18 protein-coding genes are annotated in these 19,946 nt (G+C 60.3%); 14 read left to right on the forward strand and 4 right to left on the reverse strand.

Annotated features, from left to right (window positions below):
* Position 1 precedes the first annotated feature (1 nt).
* The 9 genes from Q1A06_RS14625 to Q1A06_RS14665 all read left to right on the forward strand — a co-directional run bounded on the left by Q1A06_RS14625 (position 2) and on the right by Q1A06_RS14665 (position 9,897).
* Positions 2–1,165, forward strand: a complete 1,164-nt coding sequence (locus Q1A06_RS14625; RefSeq protein WP_037929824.1) for an acyl-CoA dehydrogenase family protein — start codon at positions 2–4, stop codon at positions 1,163–1,165.
* 10 nt (positions 1,166–1,175) lie between these two features.
* The gene (locus tag Q1A06_RS14630; protein ID WP_299565109.1) at positions 1,176–2,012 is read left to right on the forward strand and encodes a MaoC family dehydratase N-terminal domain-containing protein; all 837 of its coding nucleotides are present in this window, start codon (positions 1,176–1,178) and stop codon (positions 2,010–2,012) included.
* Between the two features lie 195 nt (positions 2,013–2,207).
* Positions 2,208–3,011 carry an ABC transporter ATP-binding protein gene (locus Q1A06_RS14635; protein ID WP_299565113.1) on the forward strand — a complete coding sequence of 268 codons (804 nt, stop codon included), beginning with the start codon at positions 2,208–2,210 and terminating at the stop codon, positions 3,009–3,011.
* A 25-nt stretch (positions 3,012–3,036) separates the two neighbouring features.
* Positions 3,037–5,013, forward strand: a complete 1,977-nt coding sequence (locus Q1A06_RS14640) for an AMP-binding protein (RefSeq protein ID WP_299565116.1) — start codon at positions 3,037–3,039, stop codon at positions 5,011–5,013.
* Between the two features lie 15 nt (positions 5,014–5,028).
* On the forward strand, positions 5,029–5,913 hold the full coding sequence (locus Q1A06_RS14645) for a branched-chain amino acid ABC transporter permease (protein WP_037929833.1): 885 nt from the start codon (positions 5,029–5,031) through the stop codon (positions 5,911–5,913).
* Between the two features lie 3 nt (positions 5,914–5,916).
* A complete protein-coding gene (locus Q1A06_RS14650; RefSeq protein WP_299565127.1) occupies positions 5,917–6,969 on the forward strand; it encodes a branched-chain amino acid ABC transporter permease in 1,053 nt (350 codons plus the stop codon).
* Positions 6,970–7,004: 35 nt separating this feature from the next.
* Positions 7,005–8,243, forward strand: a complete 1,239-nt coding sequence (locus tag Q1A06_RS14655; RefSeq protein ID WP_299565131.1) for an ABC transporter substrate-binding protein — start codon at positions 7,005–7,007, stop codon at positions 8,241–8,243.
* A 60-nt stretch (positions 8,244–8,303) separates the two neighbouring features.
* Complete coding sequence (locus Q1A06_RS14660; RefSeq protein WP_114865554.1) at positions 8,304–9,095, forward strand: ABC transporter ATP-binding protein; 792 nt, start codon at positions 8,304–8,306, stop codon at positions 9,093–9,095.
* Between the two features lie 13 nt (positions 9,096–9,108).
* Positions 9,109–9,897, forward strand: a complete 789-nt coding sequence (locus Q1A06_RS14665) for an SDR family NAD(P)-dependent oxidoreductase (protein ID WP_299565140.1) — start codon at positions 9,109–9,111, stop codon at positions 9,895–9,897.
* Positions 9,898–9,925: 28 nt separating this feature from the next.
* Here Q1A06_RS14665 and Q1A06_RS14670 read toward each other — a convergent pair whose 3' ends face one another.
* Positions 9,926–11,029 (reverse strand): CaiB/BaiF CoA-transferase family protein, encoded by a 1,104-nt coding sequence (locus Q1A06_RS14670; protein ID WP_299565143.1) that lies wholly within the window; start codon positions 11,027–11,029, stop codon positions 9,926–9,928.
* A 112-nt stretch (positions 11,030–11,141) separates the two neighbouring features.
* Between Q1A06_RS14670 and Q1A06_RS14675 the strand changes: the two genes are divergently transcribed.
* Genes Q1A06_RS14675 through Q1A06_RS14685 form a run of 3 tightly spaced genes read left to right on the forward strand, consistent with a single transcriptional unit; the run spans position 11,142 to position 14,367 of the window.
* Positions 11,142–11,930 (forward strand): enoyl-CoA hydratase-related protein, encoded by a 789-nt coding sequence (locus Q1A06_RS14675; RefSeq protein WP_299565146.1) that lies wholly within the window; start codon positions 11,142–11,144, stop codon positions 11,928–11,930.
* Between the two features lie 16 nt (positions 11,931–11,946).
* Positions 11,947–13,185 carry a thiolase family protein gene (locus tag Q1A06_RS14680; RefSeq protein WP_299565151.1) on the forward strand — a complete coding sequence of 413 codons (1,239 nt, stop codon included), beginning with the start codon at positions 11,947–11,949 and terminating at the stop codon, positions 13,183–13,185.
* 15 nt (positions 13,186–13,200) lie between these two features.
* Positions 13,201–14,367, forward strand: coding sequence for an acyl-CoA dehydrogenase family protein (locus Q1A06_RS14685; RefSeq protein WP_299565156.1), 1,167 nt, complete (start codon positions 13,201–13,203; stop codon positions 14,365–14,367).
* A gap of 178 nt (positions 14,368–14,545) precedes the next feature.
* Here the strand turns inward: Q1A06_RS14685 and Q1A06_RS14690 are convergent, their stop codons facing one another.
* From Q1A06_RS14690 to Q1A06_RS14700, 3 genes are all read right to left on the reverse strand, one after another.
* Complete coding sequence (locus Q1A06_RS14690) at positions 14,546–15,709, reverse strand: acyl-CoA dehydrogenase family protein (protein WP_299565161.1); 1,164 nt, start codon at positions 15,707–15,709, stop codon at positions 14,546–14,548.
* A 37-nt stretch (positions 15,710–15,746) separates the two neighbouring features.
* The gene (locus Q1A06_RS14695; protein ID WP_299565166.1) at positions 15,747–16,523 is read right to left on the reverse strand and encodes a GntR family transcriptional regulator; all 777 of its coding nucleotides are present in this window, start codon (positions 16,521–16,523) and stop codon (positions 15,747–15,749) included.
* A 62-nt stretch (positions 16,524–16,585) separates the two neighbouring features.
* On the reverse strand, positions 16,586–17,896 hold the full coding sequence (locus Q1A06_RS14700) for a CoA transferase (RefSeq protein WP_299565170.1): 1,311 nt from the start codon (positions 17,894–17,896) through the stop codon (positions 16,586–16,588).
* 141 nt (positions 17,897–18,037) lie between these two features.
* Here Q1A06_RS14700 and Q1A06_RS14705 point away from each other — a divergent pair, with 141 nt between their 5' ends.
* A complete protein-coding gene (locus Q1A06_RS14705) occupies positions 18,038–18,655 on the forward strand; it encodes a TRAP transporter small permease (RefSeq protein WP_299565173.1) in 618 nt (205 codons plus the stop codon).
* A 2-nt stretch (positions 18,656–18,657) separates the two neighbouring features.
* Complete coding sequence (locus tag Q1A06_RS14710) at positions 18,658–19,938, forward strand: TRAP transporter large permease (RefSeq protein WP_299565176.1); 1,281 nt, start codon at positions 18,658–18,660, stop codon at positions 19,936–19,938.
* The last annotated feature ends 8 nt before the right edge of the window (positions 19,939–19,946 follow it).

Here is a 19,946-nt window from a genome sequence, read left to right on the forward strand (position 1 = left end):
CATGCAAACATCGGCCCCTGAAACCCATAATGATCTGCGCGACGCGCTGCGTGCGCTCTGCGCGCAGTTCCCGCCCGAATACCATCGCAACTTCGGCGAGGATAACACCTACCCCGAGGAGTTTGTCGATGCCCTGACACGTGAAGGTTGGTTGGCGGCGATGATCCCCGAGGAGTACGGCGGATCGGGTCTTGGCCTGACCGAAGCCTCGATCATCATGGAAGAAGTGAACCGTTGTGGCGGCAACGCGGGTCATTGTCATGGGCAAATGTACAACATGGGCACGCTTTTGCGGCACGGCTCGGACGCGCAAAAACAGCAATACCTGCCCGGTATCGCCAGCGGCGAGCTGCGCCTGCAATCCATGGCCGTGACCGAACCGACCACCGGAACCGACACCACCAAGCTCAAGACCACGGCTGTCAAAAAAGGCGACCGCTATGTGATCAACGGTCAGAAGGTCTGGATCAGCCGTATCCAGCATTCTGATTTGATGATCCTGCTGGCGCGTACCACCCCGTTGAAGGACGTCCAGAAGAAATCCCAAGGCCTGTCGATCTTCATGGTCGATCTGAAAGAGGCCATCGGCAATGGTATGGAGGTCCGTCCAATCGCCAATATGCCCGGACACGAGACCAACGAAGTGTTCTTTGACAACCTCGAAATCCCCGCCGAAAACCTGATCGGCACTGAAGGGCGCGGATTCTACCATATCCTGGACGGGTTGAACGCCGAACGAACCCTGATCGCGGCGGAGTGTATCGGCGACGGCTACTGGTTTGTGGACAAGGCCCGCGCCTATGCCGGCGAACGCATCGTGTTCGACCGCCCCATCGGACAAAATCAGGGTGTGCAGTTTCCCATCGCCAAGGCCTATGTGAACGTCGAGGCGGCCAACCTGATGCGCTTTGAGGCTTGTCGGCGTTTTGATGCGGGGCAGGAATGCGGAGCGCAGGCGAACATGGCGAAGCTGCTGGCCGCCGATGCCAGCTGGGAGGCGGGCAATGCCTGCATCCAGACCCACGGAGGCTTCGGCTTCGCGCGGGAATACGATGTCGAGCGCAAGTTTCGGGAGGCTCGGTTGTATCAGGTGGCCCCGATCTCGACCAATCTTATCCTGTCCTATGTTGGCGAGCATATTCTCGGTATGCCGCGGTCTTTCTGAGGGACGCCCGATGCAGATCGATCTTGAATCGCTCAGGCCCTGGCTGGGACGGACAGAAACCAAAGAGGACATCCTGACGCCGAGCCTGATAGACAGGTTCCGCGCCACGTTCGACGCGCATCTTTGGGCCGGTGCGGGCGACGTCCCGCTGGGAATTCACTGGTGTCTGACCCTCGATTCCGCACCGGGAGGCTCTCTTTCGGAAGATGGGCATTCTCCCCAAGGCAGGTTTCTGCCCCCTGTTCCGCTGCCCTCGCGGATGTGGGCCGGGAGCGATGTCACGCATATCGCGCCGCTCAGTGTCGGGCAAACGGTCACGCGCCGTTCGACCATCGGGGACATAACCGCCAAACAAGGGCGCAGCGGAACCTTGGTTTTTGTAGCCGTCGATCACGAGTACTCAAATGGCGAAAAGGTCTGCATTCAGGAGAAGCAGACTATTGTCTATAAAGGGATCAGCCGATCGCAATCCGAAAATCACACGTTCGTAGCCCCGGACCCGGCGACGCTCAGATCGCGCCTTACCCCGGATTCGGTGCTGTTGTTTCGCTATTCGGCGCTGACGTTCAATGGCCACCGTATCCATTATGACCGGCCCTATACGACCGAAGTCGAAGCCTATCGCGGACTTGTCGTGCATGGTCCCCTGCAGGCAACGCTGCTCCTGAACCTTGCAGCGGATGCCTTGAACAAGGCTCCTCACGGATTTTTCTTCCGGGGCCTCGCTCCGCTGACCCTGCCCTGTGAAATACAGCTTAATTGCCGACCCGATGACACCGCAGGTACGGTCTGGTGTCAGGACGAAACCGGCGTGCGTTGTTCTTCCGCCGATTACTCCGCCACCTGACTATTTATGCGAAGTTATCAGAGTCAGTTGTTGATTTATTTTTCTAACATGTGTTAGTTTTAGATAACCGCTCGGTGAAAAGCCGGGCAAACTTCCGGCAAAGATTCCGGGAATAGCGCGGGGAGGAGCGTTGATGCGAGGAGACCTCGACTTCAATCGGGTGGCAGTTCATGCCATGTCGATTGACCGCACAACATGCTGTCGCAGGCAGACGTGGATCACGATGTGACCACATCTTCGGAATTGGCACCTTTGGCGGTTCGCGGCGCGACACTGAAATTCGGCGGTGTGACCGCGCTGGATGACGTAAGCATCACTGTGAATGACGACGAATTGCTGGCAATCATCGGCCCGAACGGTGCCGGCAAAACCTCGCTTTTGAACGTCACGGCAGGGTTTTACCGCCCACAGAAGGGGCGCGTCGAACTCTCCGGCAAAAACGTGACGGGCCTGCGCGTGGACCAGATCGCCCGACGCGGTCTGGCGCGTACCTTTCAGGGCACCCATCTTTTCGCCGGCCAAACCGTGGTCGAAAACATCATGATCGGTCGGCACATGCTGATGAAATCGAATGTGATTCAGGCGTTTTTCCAGTTTGGCCCCGTGATGCGCGAGGAATCTGAGCATCGAGAAGCGGCCGAGGAGATCATTGATTTTCTGGAGATCGAGGCGATCCGAAACAGGCCTGTGGGCACATTGGGTTACGGGCTGCGCAAGCGGGTCGATCTGGGGCGTGCGCTGGCGCAGGAACCTTCAATCCTGCTGATGGACGAACCGATGGCGGGCATGAACTCGGAAGAGAAAGAAGACCTGGCGCGCTTTATTCTCGATGTGCGCGAGGCGCGCAAGATACCGGTGGTTCTGGTCGAACATGACATGGGCGTGGTGATGGATCTTGCCGACCGGATCGTGGTGCTGGATTTCGGACGGGTGATTGCCGAAGGCACGCCCGAGGAAATTCAAAAAAACCCGGCTGTGATCAAGGCATATCTGGGGTAGCGGAATGGTCAAGCAACGAACAGCAATGGTTTTTTCCGACCCGGCAGTGACGCAAAGCGAAACCCTGCCCCAGGTCCTGCTGGCCCGCGCGCTTTCCGAGCCCGGCGGGCTTGCCGAACGGCACAAGCGTCTGGGTATCTGGCGCGAATTCACATGGGCAAATGTGCTGGAAAGGGTCCGTGCGTTGGCGCTCGGGCTGGAGAGCAAAGGCCTGAAAGCCGGCGATTCCGTCATGATGATCGGAGAAAATGAGCCCGAGCATTTCTGGGCGGAATACGCGGTACAGTCGCTGGGCGGGAAAGTCCTGTCTGTCTATCCCGACCAGACCGCCGAGGAGATCCTCTATCTCGCTCAGGATTCGCAGACCCGTATTTTTCTGGCGCAAGATCAGGAACAGGTCGATAAATGTCTCGAGGTCGCGGATGAGTATGACGGTGCCATTGCGATCGTGTACTGGGACGGGTCGGGCCTGTGGGGCTACGACCATCCGCTGCTGGATTCCTTCGAAAGCGTAAGCGACGCCGGGCGGCAGATCCACGACAGCGACTCCACCCGCTTTGAAGAGCACGTCAAGCGCGGAAAAGCAGAAGATACCGCGCTACTGTCCTATACGTCCGGGACGACGGGCAAGCCGAAGGGTGTCGTCATCAGTTATCGCTATCTGTTCGATAACTGCTCTCGGGTGATGGGCGCGATCGACATCACGCCGGGGACGGAATACCTGACATACATTTCTCCCGCCTGGGTGACGGAACAGATCTTTGGCCTGTCGATCGGGCTGATAGCGCCCATGGTGGTGAACTTTCCCGAAGGCCCGGAGGACGTGCTGACCAATATCCGCGAACTGGCGGTCGACGCGCTCGTGTTCAGCCCGCGCCAGTGGGAGAACCTTGCCTCCATCGTTCAGGCCCGGATGCTGGGGGCCGGTAAGGTCCGCAACGCGATGTACGATTGGGGCATGAAGGTAGGTCGCGCGGTTCACGTCGAACGGTTGGAAGGGCGCAGCCCGACCCTTGCAGCGCGGTTGCAACTGCCTCTTGCCGAGGCGCTGGTCCTGCATCATTTGCGCGACAATCTCGGTCTCGGCAAAGCTCGCAATGCGCTCAGCGGTGGCGCCCTGATGGCACCGGACGTCTTTCGCATGTTCCACGCCATGGGCGTGAAGCTGCGCAATGTCTACGGGGCGACAGAAATCGGGTTGCTGACCGCGCATGTGGGCGACAGCTATCAGCTTGAGACGAGCGGCAGCTGGATGCCGAGCAATACTGCCTATGGCGAACCGCTGGAATACCGGGTTTCACCCGAGGGCGAGCTTCAGGTTCGGGGCGGATCGGGTTTCGGAGGCTATCACGGCAAACCTGACAAGTCAGCCGAGGCGCTGACCGATGACGGCTGGTACGAAACGGGCGACGCCGTGTCGATGACAGACGACGGCGAGCTGCTGTTCTTTGACCGTGTCAAGGACATGCGCCGCCTGGCAAACGGACACAGTTATCCGCCGCAATTCATCGAGACACGGTTGCGCTACAGCCCTTTCATCAAAGACCTGATGACCTTGGGCGACGAGACCCGAGATTTCGTGAGCGCGCTGATAAATATCGACATGGAAGTTCTCGGGCGTTGGGCGGAAGAGAACAAGATCAGCTTTTCAACCTATACCGACCTATCGCAGAAGCCCGAGATTCTGGACCTTATCAAAGGCGAAGTGGCACGAATCAACACCCTTCTTCCGGAAGGTTCACGCGTTGCCCGGTTCGCGAATTTTCCAAAGGAACTCGACCCGGACGAAGGCGAGCTGACGCGCAGCCGGAAACTCCGGCGCGCGTTTCTCGAAGAGCGGTATGAGAAGCTTGTTCAGGCGATCTATGACGGCAAGGCGGAGACCGACCTTGAAATCGCCGTGACCTATCAGGACGGCCGGCAAGGCGTGCTGAAGGCCACGGTTCGGGTATCGGATGTGGAAAATGCATCGAAGGCTGCCAGTCGGCAGTCGCAAACCTAAGGGAGGTCGACAAGAATGGTCTATTTCATCAATGACATCATAACCGGGGCTTTGATCGGCCTGTTGTACGCATTGGTCGCCATGGGATTTGTCGTGATCTACCGCGCCAGCAAGGTGTTCAACTTCGCGCAGGGCGAACTTGTGATCATCGGTGGTTTCATCGTCTGGTTCACGACCATGCAGGTCGGGCTAAGCCTGTGGTTGTCGATACCGCTATCGTTGGTTCTGGCGGGTCTGGTCGGATATGCGATCGAACGGATCTTCCTAACAAAGCTGATAGGTGAATCCGTGTTTTCGATGGTCATGGTCACCGTCGGCCTGCTGATCCTGCTGCGCGGGCTTGTGCTGCTGCTGTTCGGCCCCGCTGTCCGGCCCTTTCCGATCATCTTTCCGCTGAAACCGCTTTTTCTCGGAGATATGTTGATCCCGATGAACCTGCTGATCGGCGGGATCATCACCGTCGTCGCGGCTGTCGGCCTGTCATGGTTCTTCAACCGGACCCGGTCAGGGCTGCGGATGACCGCCGTGGCGGAGGATCATGTCGTCGCCTCCTCGATGGGGATCTCCGTGAAGGGATCAATTGCCTTCGCGTGGATCTTGGGATCAATCCTGTCCACGATCGGTGCGATGATCTTTCTCAGCGGCAAGTCGCTGACCTTCCTCGCGTCCGATATCGGGTTCGCGGCGCTCCCTGTTGCGCTGTTTGCCGGGCTCGAATCCATCGGCGGTCTGATCCTTGCCGGGGTGATCATCGGTGTGGCGCAAAGTCTGACCACAAATTACCTCGATCCGATGATCGGCGGTTCGCTGGGCAGTGTCGTGCCCTATATAATCATGCTTGCCATCTTGCTGGTACGGCCCACGGGGCTGTTCGGCTGGCGCACGATCGAGAGGGTGTAAGTCATGGATCCTTCCGGCATTTTCCCCACCAGCTATCGCACCGACAGGCGCGTCGTCCGTACGCGCTGGCAAATGGCTGCTCTCGCGCTTTTCGTCGGTCTCATGCTGGCGGCGCCCTACTTGGTGAGCGGACGCATCGTCGCAATTCTGAACATGATGATGATCAGCGCGGTCATCGCCGTGGGGCTTCAGATCTGCACCGGATATGCGGGACAGATCAACCTTGGCCAAGCCGCGTTCATGGGTGTCGGGGCCTATACAGCCGCCATTCTGGCATCGAAAACCGGTCTCACTTTCCTGCTGACGATCCCGCTGGCCGGGTTCTCGGCGGCGCTGTTCGGTTTTCTCTTCGGGCTGACCGCAGCACGCATCAAGGGGTTCTACCTTGCGCTCACTACCATTGCGGCGCAGTTCATCTTTCACTTTGCCGTCCTGAACCTGCCCTCGAACTGGATGGGCGGGTCGAACGGCATCACCGTGCCTCCCGCAGAGCTATTCGGGTTACGCTTCGTCGGCGAAACCGCGCAATTCTACATGAATTTCGCGGTCACTGCGATCATGATCGCGGGTGCGTTCGGTATCGTGCGCTCGCGCTTCGGACGTGCCTTCGTGGCGGTCAGGGACGATGATGTGGCGGCCGGGATCATGGGGATCAATGTCGCGGCAACCAAGGCAAATGCCTTTCTCATCGGGGCGTTCTACGCCGGGGTCGGCGGGGCGCTCTGGGCCTATATGATACGCTTTGTGGGTGTCGATCAATTCACCCTCTTCCATTCAATCTTTTTCGTGGCGATGATTATCGTCGGCGGCATGGGATCCATTGTGGGCGCATTGGTCGGGGTGTTCATCATCCGTATGATCCAGGAAATCATCGCGACCGTCGGCCCGAATATCGCCGATTCGGTATCCTTTCTGGGGGGCGACATCGTGTTCGCCGGCATGAACGTCATTCTGGGCGGCGTGATCGCATTGTTCATGATCCTCGAACCCAAGGGGCTGATGCACCGCTGGAATATTATGAAATCGTCTTACCGTATCTGGCCGTTCCCCTACTGACCGATAGAACGGCTTTCAACCTGGGAGGAATAACAATGACCTACAAGACACGACACGGGCTTCGTGGCCTGCTGGCCGCAGGTGCCATGGCCCTCGCGGCGACCATACCGCTGAAGGCACAGGCTGAAACGACGTATAACCTTGCTCTCCTTTCGGACTTCTCCGGCCCCTATGCCGATATCATGCCGGCACTGGCTTCGAGCCGCGAAGCGGTTTTTGACTGGTGGAACGCCACCAGCGGTCAGAAACTTGGTGTGACGCTGAACTACAAGAACTACGAAACCCGTTATGACGCCGCCCAGGTGGCGAGCCTTTGGCCGGGAATCAAATCGGAACTGGACCCGATTGCGGTCGTCGGCCTTGGCGGACCGGATGTTGCCGCGCTTTCCGAACGCCTGCCGGAAGACAAGATCCCGATGTTCATGGCGACAGCCGCCTACGGCTATGCCTGGCAGTCAGACGCCTGGATTTTCAATCCGCGTCCGACCTATTCGCACGAGAGTGCTGGCTTCCTGAGCTGGATGCGTGAACAGCGCGGCGGTGATGAACCCCTCAAGGTCGCAATTCTGGCGTCCGAAGCCTCGCCCGCCTACGTCGACATGGCAAAGGGCCTGGAACTCTACGCAGAAGAACATCCCGAAGAACTCGATCTGGTCGAGATTATCTATACCGAGGTACAACCTACGGATCTGACGGCCCAGATGCGCCGCGTCGCGCGGGCAGGTGCCGAGGCGCTGATCGTCCAGACGAACACCTCTATCGTGGTTGCGGCGAAACGTGGATTGCAGGCCAACGGTGCCGACATCCCGATCATGATGAGCTCGCATAACGGGCTGCCTGCTTCGGGCAGCGCGCTTGGCGGACTTGATCAGCTCGAAGGCGATTACGAGGCCTACGGCATGGCGGTTGCTGCGGATGAAGACACGCCCGCGCGGCAATTCTATGAAACACTGGCTGCGGATTATGGCCTGGAAGCACCTTGGAACGTCGTCACGGCGATGGGTATTTCCCAAGGGCTTTATACCGTCGCCGTGATCGGCCACGCGATCGAGGAGAACGGGGCCGAAGGTTTGACCGGCGAGAAAGTACGCGAGGCGCTCTTTGCCCAGCCGATCACAGCGGAGGAAACCCAAGGGTTCCTGCCGACGCTGACCTTCACCCCCGATGCGCCATTTCCTCTGAAAGGTCTTCAAGTGAATGTTGGCACCGTCAAGGACGGCAAGATCACCATCGAAGCAACGGGCGTGGATGTTCCCGACGTCAAGAAGTGGTGAACACAACCGGGCGCCGCGGTCGCGGCGCCCGTTCTGAACCCTAACCCCGGGCACAATACCATGCTGGAACTCAACAACGTAGAAGTGACCTATTCCGATGTCATCCTGGCGCTCAAGGGCGTTTCGATGAATGTGCGCGAAGGTCAGTGTGTTGCGCTGCTCGGCGGCAACGGGGCGGGGAAAAGCACGACGCTGAAAGCTATTTCAGGCACGTTGAAATCGGAGGACGGAACCGTTTCGGCGGGCTCCATCACGCTGAACGGCACGCCGATCCAGAACATGGAAGCGTCAAACGTGGTCAAGACCGGTCTCATCCATGTGATGGAAGGGCGGCGCGTGCTGCGCCACCTCACGTCCGAGCAGAACCTTATCGTAGGCGGGCATATGGTGCCCAACTCCGCTGAGCTGAAAAACCGGCTGGAGCATGTCTATACTTTGATCCCTCGCCTGACCGAGCTACGCAGCCGAACCGCCGGATTCATGTCCGGTGGCGAGCAACAGCTGCTGCTGATCGGTCGCGCCATGATGGCGAAACCCAAGATCATCGCCATTGACGAGCCATCGCTCGGGCTCGCCCCGATGATGATCCGGGATGTCTACGCGGTGCTTAGGCAACTTAAATCCGAAGGGACGACCTTTTTCCTTGTCGAGCAGAACAGCGCCGCGGCGCTGTCGATCGCGGACTATGCCTATGTGATGGAAAACGGCCGTATCGTGATGGATGGCCCCGCCGACAAACTCGCGGACAACGAGGACATCAAGGAATTCTATCTTGGTGTCACCGCGTCGGGCGAACGCAAAAGCTATCGCGACATCAAACACTATCGGCGTCGCAAGAGATGGCTTGGATAGAAAGGGACAGACTATGAGTGAACTGCTCGACATCAAGGGCCGTACCGCATTTGTAACCGGTGCCGGACAAGGGGTGGGCCGTCAGGTCGCGCTGTATCTGGCGCAACACGGCGCCGGCGCCGTTGTGGTCAATGATTTTCACGCCGAACGCGCAGAAAGCGTTGCTGCGGAAATGGAAGCCGCAGGCGCCAAGGCGCTTCCGTTGGCATTTGACGTATCCGATTTCGAGGCCGTCGGCGCGGCCTTTGCCGAAGCGCAGGAAACCTTTGGCGGCGTTGATATCCTGGTAAACAATGCGGGCAACGCGGGTCCGACGTCGCGGCTTGACGATCTTGTGCCGTTCTGGGAATCCGACCCAACCGAATGGCGCCGTTGGATGGCCACGAATTACGACGGGGTGCTGAACTGTACCCGTCACGCGATGCCGTTGATGGTCAAAGGCGGCTATGGGCGGATCGTGACCGTCATATCCGACGCGGGCCGCGTCGGAGAGCCGCATCTGGCGGTATACTCCGGTGCCAAGGCGGGGGCTGCAGGCTTTATGCGGGCCATTGCAAAGGCCGGTGGCCGGTTCGGGGTTACTGCGAATTGCGTCGCCCTCGGCGGAACACGCACGCCGGCGGTCGCCGAGCTGATCCCCGACGCAGAGACCGAAAAGCGGGCCCTGTCGCAATATGTGATCCGCCGGTTGGGAGAGCCGGAAGACCCTGCCGGCATGATCCTGTTTCTGTGCTCGGACGCGGCGAGTTGGATCACCGGACAGACCTATCCGGTGAATGGGGGGTATTCCTTTGCCTGCTAGGGCCGAATGTGAATGTGGGCGGGCGACCTTAGTCGGATCCGCCCGCGAACACGCTTTCATTGTCGGCGCCAAGCTCGGGCGGAAGGCCCGAAATTCCGGATACAAAGTCATTGAATTTCAAGGGCTGAACCAGGAAGGTCTCTGTCTTGCCGCTGTCATGCGCGACGGTGCGCAGCAATTGCCGCGCACGTACATGCGGGTCGTCCAGCGTTTCGACCAACGAATTGAGCGGCCCCCAAGGCACGCCCGCGGTGTCAAACAGACCGCCCCAATCGGCACGCGTCTTGCTGACCAGCACCGCCGCGATCTCTTCGCGCAGTGCGTCCTTGCGGGCGACGCGGTCACGGCCTTTCAAACCGGCAAGGTCCGGCTTGCCGATCACATCGCAAAACGGCTTCCAGAACCAGTCCTCATGCGCGATGGACAGCGTCATCAGCTTGCCATCCTTGCAGGTGAAAACGCCATAGGCCGGTTCGGAGATGAATTCGCCCAACGGCGTGCCATTCGCGGCCGGAACGAGGAAGGCGGTGAGCATGGAGACCACTGCGTCCGACATCGAGACGTCCACGTATCTCCCCTGCCCCGTGCGCTGGCTGGAAACGACCGCCGACAGAATCGCAATGGCCGCGAACAGCGCCGCGCCGACATCCGCAAGTGGAACGGAGGGCAGCGGTCCGGGCTGTCCGGCATCCGCCTGATCGGCCAGCAACCCCCCGACACCTTCGTAGCTCAGATCGTGCCCCGCCCGGTCTCGATAGGGACCATCCTGCCCGTATCCCGAGATCGATACGTAAACGAGGTGCGGATTGATCGCGCGCATGTCCTCGAAACCGGCGCCGAGCGCGGCGAGTTTGCCGGGTCGGAACCCCTCGACGATGACATCGGCACCTTTCGCCAGATCGTGAAACTGTGCCATTCCTTCGGGCGATTTCAGGTCGAGCGCAACGCTGCGTTTGCCTCGGTTCAGCGCCCGGAACAGGGGCGGAAACTGCCGGGCCGGATCGCCGATACCCGGCCTTTCGACCATGATGACCTCGGCGCCCATGTCCGCGAGCAGCATCGTTGCATAGGGACCGGGGAATTGTTCGGCGAGGCTGAGAATTTTCATGCCGGCCAGGGGTGCAGTGCTCATATCAGGCTCCATCTGTCGTTTTCCGCGCGTGCGGGTCCGCCTCATAGCAGCGTATTCCGAGAAGAAAAGCAAGCCAAGAACGTAAATTAATGTTTTTATTCATGAGGTTAACGTGACTGAAGCACCCCTGACCCTATCCGTCGAACGTATGTCCAGAACCGAATGGATCACCCTCCAGCGGACTGACCAGATGAACGCCATGTCCATGCAGATGTTGCATGAGATGACCACCGCCCTGGAGAACGCGATGTCCGACGACGCAGTCCGCGCCATTGTTCTGACCGGATCGGGGCGGGCGTTCTGTGCCGGTGCGGATCTCAAGGAAGTCGCCGGTGCCAATCATGAACCCGGCCAGCCGGACCTGCTCGATCTGGTCGATCATACCTTCGGCCTGATGCGCGACGGCCCCAAACCCGTGATTGCCGCCGTAAACGGGCTGGCCATGGCAGGAGGGCTCGAAATGGTGATGGCCTGCGACCTGGTCTTTGCCGCTGAAAGCGCCAAACTGGGCGATGCCCATTCCAATTTCGGCGTGTTTCCCGGCGCCGGGGGCGCAGCGATTCTGCCACGGCGGATCGGTCTGAACCGCGCCAAATACCTGCTGTTCTCGGGCGAAAACGTATCCGCGCAGGAGATGATGGACTGGGGACTGGTGAATAAGGTCGTTCCGGATGCGGAACTGCACGACGCCGTCCAAGACTTCACCGACAAGCTGGCCGACAAAAGCCCTGCCGTGCTGCGCCGCATGAAAGCGGTCGCGAACCGATCACTGAATGTCGACGAAGCTGCCGCCTTGTCCGAAGAAATGCTGAACCTGCGCGCGCACATGCGGTCGTGGGATATGCGCGAAGGGCTGGCGGCTTTCAATGAAAAGCGCAAACCGCAGTTTCGCGGTTACTGAACAAGGAGACTGCAAGATGCAGGATATCTATGTCGTTGGCGTCGGGATGACGCCGTTCGGGAAATTCCGGGACAAGACCATCAAGGACATGACGGGCGAAGCCGTCACCGCCGCGCTTTCGGACGCCGGGGTGACGGCTGATCGCATTGACGGCGCATTCTTCTCGAACGCGGTGCAGGGCCATATGGACGGCCAGCACATGATCCGGGGAGAGATCGCGTTGCGCGAGATGGGCATTCAGGGCATTCCCGTGGTCAATGTCGAAAACGCCTGTGCCAGTGCCTCGACCGGGTTCAAGCTGGCCGTTGATTTTCTCAAGGCGGGGAACGGTGATTGCTGCTTGGCCGTGGGTGCCGAGAAGATGTATTCGGATGACCGCGCGCTGATGTTCTCGGCCTTCGACAGCGGTTGGGACGTCAGCAATGGCGAAGAAGTCGCGCAGCGTCTGGCCGATCTGGGCGCGGGGGTCGAGGAACCGGAAGGGTCGAAATCGCCCAAGCCCTACAGCGTGTTCATGGATGTTTATGCCGGGTTCGCGCGGTTGCACATGAAGACCTTCGGCACGACGCAGGAACAGTTCGCCGCCGTCTCTGCCAAGAACCATGCGCATTCCGCGCATAATCCGCTGGCACAATACCGCGATGCGATGACAGTTGAACAGGTTCTGAACGCTCCGCCCATCACCTACCCGCTGACCCTTCCGATGTGCGCGCCGATCTCCGATGGCGCGGCCGCGGCGGTTCTGTGCACCGGCGAAGGGCTCAAGCGGCTAGGCATCGATCCATCCCGTGCGATCAAGGTCAAGGCTGCGATCCTGCGCTCAGGCACCGACCGTTCGCCTGAGGATTACGAAAACCACCTGACCCGCCTTGCAGCACTTCAGGCCTATGAACAGGCGGGGCTTGGGCCAGAAGACATGTCGGTCGCCGAGGTGCATGACGCCACCGCGGTGGGCGAAGTCATCCAAATCGAGAACCTCGGTTTTGTCCCGTTCGGCGAAGGTGGCCCGGCCAGCCTGCGTGGCGAAACCAAAATCGGCGGACGGATCCCGGTAAACCCCTCCGGCGGGCTGGAATCAAAGGGGCACCCGGTAGGGGCCACCGGGATCGGACAGGTTTTCGAACTGGTCACGCAACTGCGGGGAGAGGCTGGGGCGCGTCAGGTTCAAGGTGCGAAGAATGCCATCGCCGAAAACGGTGGCGGCCTGCACGGCGTCGAAGAGGCCGCTGCCTGTGTCACCATTCTGGGCCGCTGAAACAAGGAAAAGAATATGGAAAATGTGATCGCCGCCGCTCAGGCAATCTATACAGACGAGCAGCGCATGTTGCTGGAAAACTTCCGCAAAATGGCCGAAGCGGAGTTCGCTCCGTTGGCAGAAAAATACGAGGATCTCGGCCACCCACCGGACGCGGACACGCTGAAATCCCTGTTCGCCAAAGTCGAGGAATTCGGTCTGATCAGCGGACTTATACCAGAGGAAGACGGCGGTGCCGGGATCGACCGAATGACCTACGGCATCCTCTACGAGGAACTGGCCCGCATCTGGGCCGATCTGGCGATTGCGGTGCTGATCCAGGGCCACGCTGTTTTCGCCGTGAACTTGCTGGGCGATGCGGCGCAAAAAGAGACATATCTGAAGCCGCTCCTGCGCAGTGAACGCATTTGTGCCACCTGCATTTCCGAACCGGAAGTCGGCTCGAACGTGCGCGAGGTCAAGACCCGCGCGGAACGCAAGGGAGACAAGATTTTCGTTACGGGCCAAAAGCTATGGATTTCCAACGGGGCACAATCGGACTTCGCAATCGTGGTCTGCAATCTCGACGATGGGATCTCCATGGTCATCGTCGATCGCGACAAGGGCGGCTATGAAAGCCGCGAGTTGCGCAAGATGGGGCTTGTCGGTGCCTCGACCTGCGAATTGTTCTTTGACCGGGCTGAAACGACGGACGCCCATGTTCTGGGGAACTCCGGCGGCGGTCTGTTCCAGACACTGAAGCTGTTCGAAAGCGCGCGTGTGTTTGTCGGCCTGACCAGCATCGGCATCGCCCAGGCCGCGCTGGAATGCGCCGTCAAATACGCGCAGGACCGCGAGCAGCACGGAAAGCCGATCGGCGGGCATCAGTTGATTCAGGGGTATCTGGCCGACATGGCCACCCATCTAGATGCAGGACGGCTGTTGTGCCAGCGCGGGCTGCAACTTCTTGATATGGGCGTGCGTTGCGACACCCAGACCTCGATGGCAAAATGGTATGCAACCGAGATGGCCGTCGAAATCGCCGGAAAAGCGGTGCAGATCCACGGCGGTAACGGCATCACCAAGGAGTTTCCCGTCGAACGGCACTTCCGCAATGCGAAAGTCATGCCGATCCCGGATGGCACCACCGAGATTCAGAAGCTGGTGATCGGGCGGAACCTGACAGGGTTGAACGCATTCTGAAAGCGGTCCCTGACCTGACGATGTAGGACCGTGCAAGTACCAAGGTTCGCGCGACAGCGCGCACCTGCCACAAACATCGTCGGGCCTTTGCACCGTGCCCGTCGGGTTCTCCGGTTATCGAAGGGTGATTGCAGTTTCATGCGATTGCGCTGGCCAAAACCAACGCGGCGTTCTCACATCAGTAGGACTTGGGCATTCCCAGCGCCTTCTCGGCCACGTAGGACAGGATCAGCTCCTCGCTGACAGGCGCGATGAAGTTCAGCACGCTTTCGCGGAAGTACCGCTCTACGTGGTATTCCTGCGCGAAGCCAAAGCCGCCGTGGGTGCGCACCGCCCGGAACGCCGCTTCGTAGGCCGCCGAGCCGGCGAGGTTGCGCGCGGTGTTGGCCTCAAGCCCGCAGGGCCTCCCCTGATCGTAAAGAGCGGCGGCCTTGTAGGTCATCAGTTCCGCCGCCTGAAGACGCATCCACACCGAAGCGAGCGGATGCTGGATCGCCTGGTTCTGACCGATCGGGCGGCCGAACACGATACGCTCGCGCGCATAGGCCGCCGCTTTTTCCAGAACGTACATCCCGAACCCGACCGCTGCCGCAGCGACGACAATCCGCTCGGCGTTCAGCCCGTGCAGCAGAACCTTGAAGCCATCGCCCTCGGCGCCGATCCGGTCTTCCTCAGGCACTTCCAACCCGTCAATGAAGATGGCGTTCGAATCCACCGCCTTGCGGCCCATCTTGGCAATTTCATGCACGTCAATCTTGCTGCGGTCGAAATCGGTATAGAATACCGACATGCCGTCGGTCGGTCGCTTACATTCCTCGATCGCCGTGGTGCGCGTAACCAGCAGGATATGATCTGCGCGCTGTGCAGTCGAAGTCCAGACCTTGCGCCCGTTGACCACATATCCCCCGCCTTCACGACGACGCGCGAAGGTGGATATGTGCGTGGTGTCAAGGCCGGCGTCCGGTTCGGTGACGCCGAAGCAGGAGCGGTGTTCCCCCCGGATCAGAGGTGGCAGCATCCGGGCCTTCTGCTCATCGGTGCCGAAGCCGACCACCGGTTGCAGCCCGAAGATGTTGATGTGCACCGCAGAACTGGCCGCCGCGCCGTAGCGCCCGATCTCTTGCATGACCAGCGACGCTTCGGTGATGCCGAGACCCGATCCGCCATATTGCTCTTCCATAGTCACGCCATAGAAACCGCCCTTTGCGATCTCGGCGGCGAAATCCTCCGGAAAGGTCCCGGTGCGGTCGCGTTCGAGCCAGTAGGCATCGTCGAAACGCGCGCAAATTTTGGCGACCGAGTCGCGGATGGCCCTTTGCTCTTCGGTAAGATCGAAATCCATGATGTCACTCCTCCTTCTGACTTGGTCGTGTCCCGTATTAAGGGTCGGGCATGGCGGGTTGCGCCATGTGCGGCCGCCAAGAGCCGGGATCGCCCGTGGCGAGATTGCCGAACTGGCGCTCGGCGGCGAAAACGTCGCTGCGGATATGAACGATGTGGGCCATGACCGGTCGGCCTTCGGGATCAAACAGGCGCGAGACAACGTGGGCTACCGGCTCGCTCAAGGTGACGTCCAGCAAGTGGGCGGTGGCGATATCGGCCCGGACAATGGTGATGATCTGGTCGCCCGACAGGTCCGTCAGGCCGGTATGATCGCGCAACAGTTGCGAATAAACCTGCGTTTCGTCGGCACCCTCGGGCAGCATATCAAAATAGCGCTGCGGCAACCAGAGATCGACCAGCGAATAGGGCTGGGTCCCGGTATGATGGCGCTTGCGCACATGAAGCAGCGGCGTTTCCATCCCCGTAAGGTCGCGGCCAAGATCGGGAAGCGCCTCGCAAGGCACGCGCGCCAGGATCTCGATGCGGACCTGCGAGCCCAACGTCAGCGGATCGTAGGCGGGCGCGCGCGGCTCGATCTGTTCGGCCTGCGCGCTAACAAAAGTGCCCAGTCCGCGCGTACTGTCGATCAGGCCTTCGCTGCGCAGAACCCCCAAGGCCTGGCGCACGGTCTCGCGTGCAATGCCGTATTCGTCGCACAGAACCGGTAACGTGGGCAACTGGGTCTGCGCCGGCCATTGCCCGCGACGGATCTTTTCCCGAAACAGACTCGCCAGTTTGAGATAGAGCGGTATGCCGTCACGCTGCCGGAGCAAATCCCGGATCGGACCTTCCGCGGAACGGGAAACGCTCCCGGTACCGGGGGGCCGGCCACCGCTCATGGCTGCTCGCCAGATCGACGCACCGCTGCCGTCGGACCGTCTGCGGTGGCCAAGTCCGGCTCGGGCTGAACGAGGGTCCCTGCCGCAATGAGCTGCGCAACCCGATCCGATGAGAAGCCCAATTCCTCCAGAATCTCCGCGCCCTGTGCGCCAAGCGCCGGTGCGGGAAGATCGGGCCCCGTCTCTACACCGTGCATCGTATACGGGCTGCGGACCCGGCGCATCGGCCCTTGCTGGGGATGGTCATAATCCTCGATCAGCCCGACCGCGCGGATATGCGGATCGTCGGGCAGATCCTCCATGGCCATGACCGGCGCGTTGGGGATGTCGAGAGAGTCGAACAGCGTCTGCCACTCTGCGGTGGTCCGTTGCGGCAGGATATGCGCTACAACGAGTTCATAGAGTTCGGGGAAGTGCCGCTGAGTGGTGACTGCGTCGGTCATCATGGGGCCGTCGACCACATCATCGCGACCCACCGCGCGCAAAAACCGCTGCCATTGGTCGAATTTATAGACCCCGTGTGCGATGAAGCCGTCGCTGGTTTGCGCCGGCTTGCGAAACGGGCTCATCACCCGGGCGTAGCCGAACCCGCCTTCCGGCGGCCGGTAGGCGGCACCGCTGAAATGTTGGCTCAGCATTACCGACACCATGGTTTCAAACATCGGGGTTTCGATATAGCACCCTTCGCCGGTGGTGCGCTGCCGGAACAGACCGGCAAGCATCGCCTGACCCAGCGCCAGCCCGGTGATCTTGTCTGCGGCCACCATCGGCACGAAGGCGGGCGCCCCAGTGTTGCGACCATTGGCCTCGGCCAAACCCGAGCGCGCCTGGATCAGATCGTCGAAGGCGGGAAGGTCCGCATAGGGGCCGTCCTGCCCGAACCCGATCGCGGCACAGTAGACGATGCGGGGATTGACTGCCCGCACCGCATCATATCCAAGGCCGAGCCGCTCGATCGCGGGCACCCGCATATTGTGAACCACGATGTCCGCCTGGCTCAGCATTTCCAACAGCGTCTCGCGCCCTTCGGGAGATTTGAGATCGAGCGCAATGCTGCGCTTGTTCCGGTTTACCGCCATCCATTGTGCGGTCATCCCCGGCACGCGAGAGACGCCGAGCTGCCGGTAATAATCGCCGTCCGGCGCTTCGACCTTGATTACATCGGCACCGAAATCGCCCAGGAACTGCGTGGCGTAAGGCGCAAGTAGAATGTGCCCCAACTCTATAACGCGCACCCCATCGAGCATCTGAAACATGACACCATCCCCCTCTTCCGGATCGCCGTCGACGATAACACGGTGCTCCAAAAGACCATAAGACTATATTCCTATATTTTTTACACGCGAAGCGTTGACTTGCAAGGGGGCCTTGCTAAGTTTGGCGCCACAATGAGGCAAAGGTGGTTTCTTCGGGTCCCGAATTTACCGCTGAATAAAGAGCCTGCAATAGTGAAAAACGGGAGCGAGATCGCAATGGAGCCATCGGAAGACAGGGGGGTTGCACGCACGATGTCAGTCGTCTCGCGCGGGTTGGCCGCGCTCGAGACTGGGCTCGCGGCGCTGGCCTGTATCGCACTGGCGGCAATCATGCTGATCGTGGTCGTGGATGTCGCGATGCGCTACGCGCTTTCGATGCCCTTGGGCTGGTCGTACGACCTGATCGGGCTTTACCTTGTGGTGGCGGTGTTTTTTCTGATGCTGCCCGACACGCTTCATCATCACGGCCATGTGGCAATCGATCTGTTCCAGAACGTGCTTCCGCGAAGGTTTCGGCACTTGGGTCTGGCGGTGGGCTATGCCGCCGGGGCAGTGGTTATGGCGCTGATCGGGGCCGAGGCCTTGGGCCGCTTTCAAAGCGCCTATGCCGGGCAGGACCGGATCGCCGCGCTGGTGCCTTGGTTGACGTGGCCGGCTTATCTGGTTGTTCTGATCGGCACCGCGCTGTTGACGCTTCGGCTGGTCTACCGGGCGGTCGGGCATGGGCTTTCCATTTTTTCGCATCACGATCTGGTCGAGATGCCGCCCCCGCCCGAGACGGCTGCTCCCCACGGGGAGGACGTCCTGTGACGGTGGCTTTGGTTATTGTCCTTCTGACCGGGCTGCTCGTGATCGGGCTTCCGGTGGCCCTGGCAATGGCAATTTCGGGCTCGGTTGGGCTTTACCTGTTCGGCGGCATGGCTGTGCTGGGTGGCATCCTGAAAACCGCGCCCCTAAGCACCGCGAATTCCTACGAGATCATTACCATCCCGATGTTTATCCTGATGGCCGAGTTCGTCATCATCTCAGGCGTGGCGCAGGATCTTTTCCGCGCCGCAACCGTATGGGTTGGCCGACTGCGCGGTGGTCTGGCAATGGCCACGGCGGTGGCCGGGGCCGGCTTTGGCGCGATTTCGGGATCGAGCACGGCCTCGGCGGCAACGCTTGCCTCCACCTCGATCCCGGCGATGATCGACGAAGGCTACGACCCCAAGCTGGCGAGCGGCGTGGTGGCGATTTCGGGCACTCTGGCGATGTTGATACCGCCGTCGGTGGCGCTGATACTGTATGGGATCATCGCAGATATCTCAGTCGGACAACTGTTGGTGGCGGGTGTGATCCCGGGGATACTGGTCGCTTTGACTATCATGCTCACGGTCGCGGTATTGGTGCGTATCGATCCTTCGGCGGCGCCCGCCGGCCGGTCTTACAGCTTTCGCGAAAAGATCGCGTCGCTGTCGCGCGTGGGGCCGATGTTGCTGCTGTTCATGGCCGTCACTGGCACGATCTACTCCGGAATTGCCACGCCAACCGAGGCATCGGGCATCGGTGCTTTCGGTGCGATGTTGCTGGCGCTGCGCGAGGGCAAGCTGGGATTCGGTTCGGCCTGGGGTTGCCTGAGGCGCGCGGCGCAGACCACCTGCATGATCTTCTTTGTGATCCTCGGGGCGCATATTTTCGGCTATTTTTTCACCCTCACGCGAGTGACCAACGATCTGACCCAATGGATCGGCGGTCTCGGTATGCCACCGATGGGGGTGATGGTGGTGATCCTGATCATTTACATATTTCTTGGCGCCTTCATGGACCAGATCGCCATTCTCATCCTGACGGTACCGGTACTCTTGCCGCTGGTCCTGACGCTGGGCTTCGATCCGGTCTGGTTCGGCGTGATCGTCGTGGTGACAGCCGAGGTCGGCATGGTCACGCCACCGCTGGGTATGAACGTCTTTGTGGTGGCCAGGTATACGCGCCGACCCTTGGGCGAAATTTTCCGCGGCACATTCCCCCATGTCCTGGCGCATTTGCTGGTGATCGCGCTGCTCACCGCCTTTCCCGCGTTGGTACTGTGGTTGCCTTCGACAATGAACTGACGACAGCG

Source organism: uncultured Sulfitobacter sp., assembly GCF_947497275.1.
GTDB lineage: Bacteria > Pseudomonadota > Alphaproteobacteria > Rhodobacterales > Rhodobacteraceae > Sulfitobacter.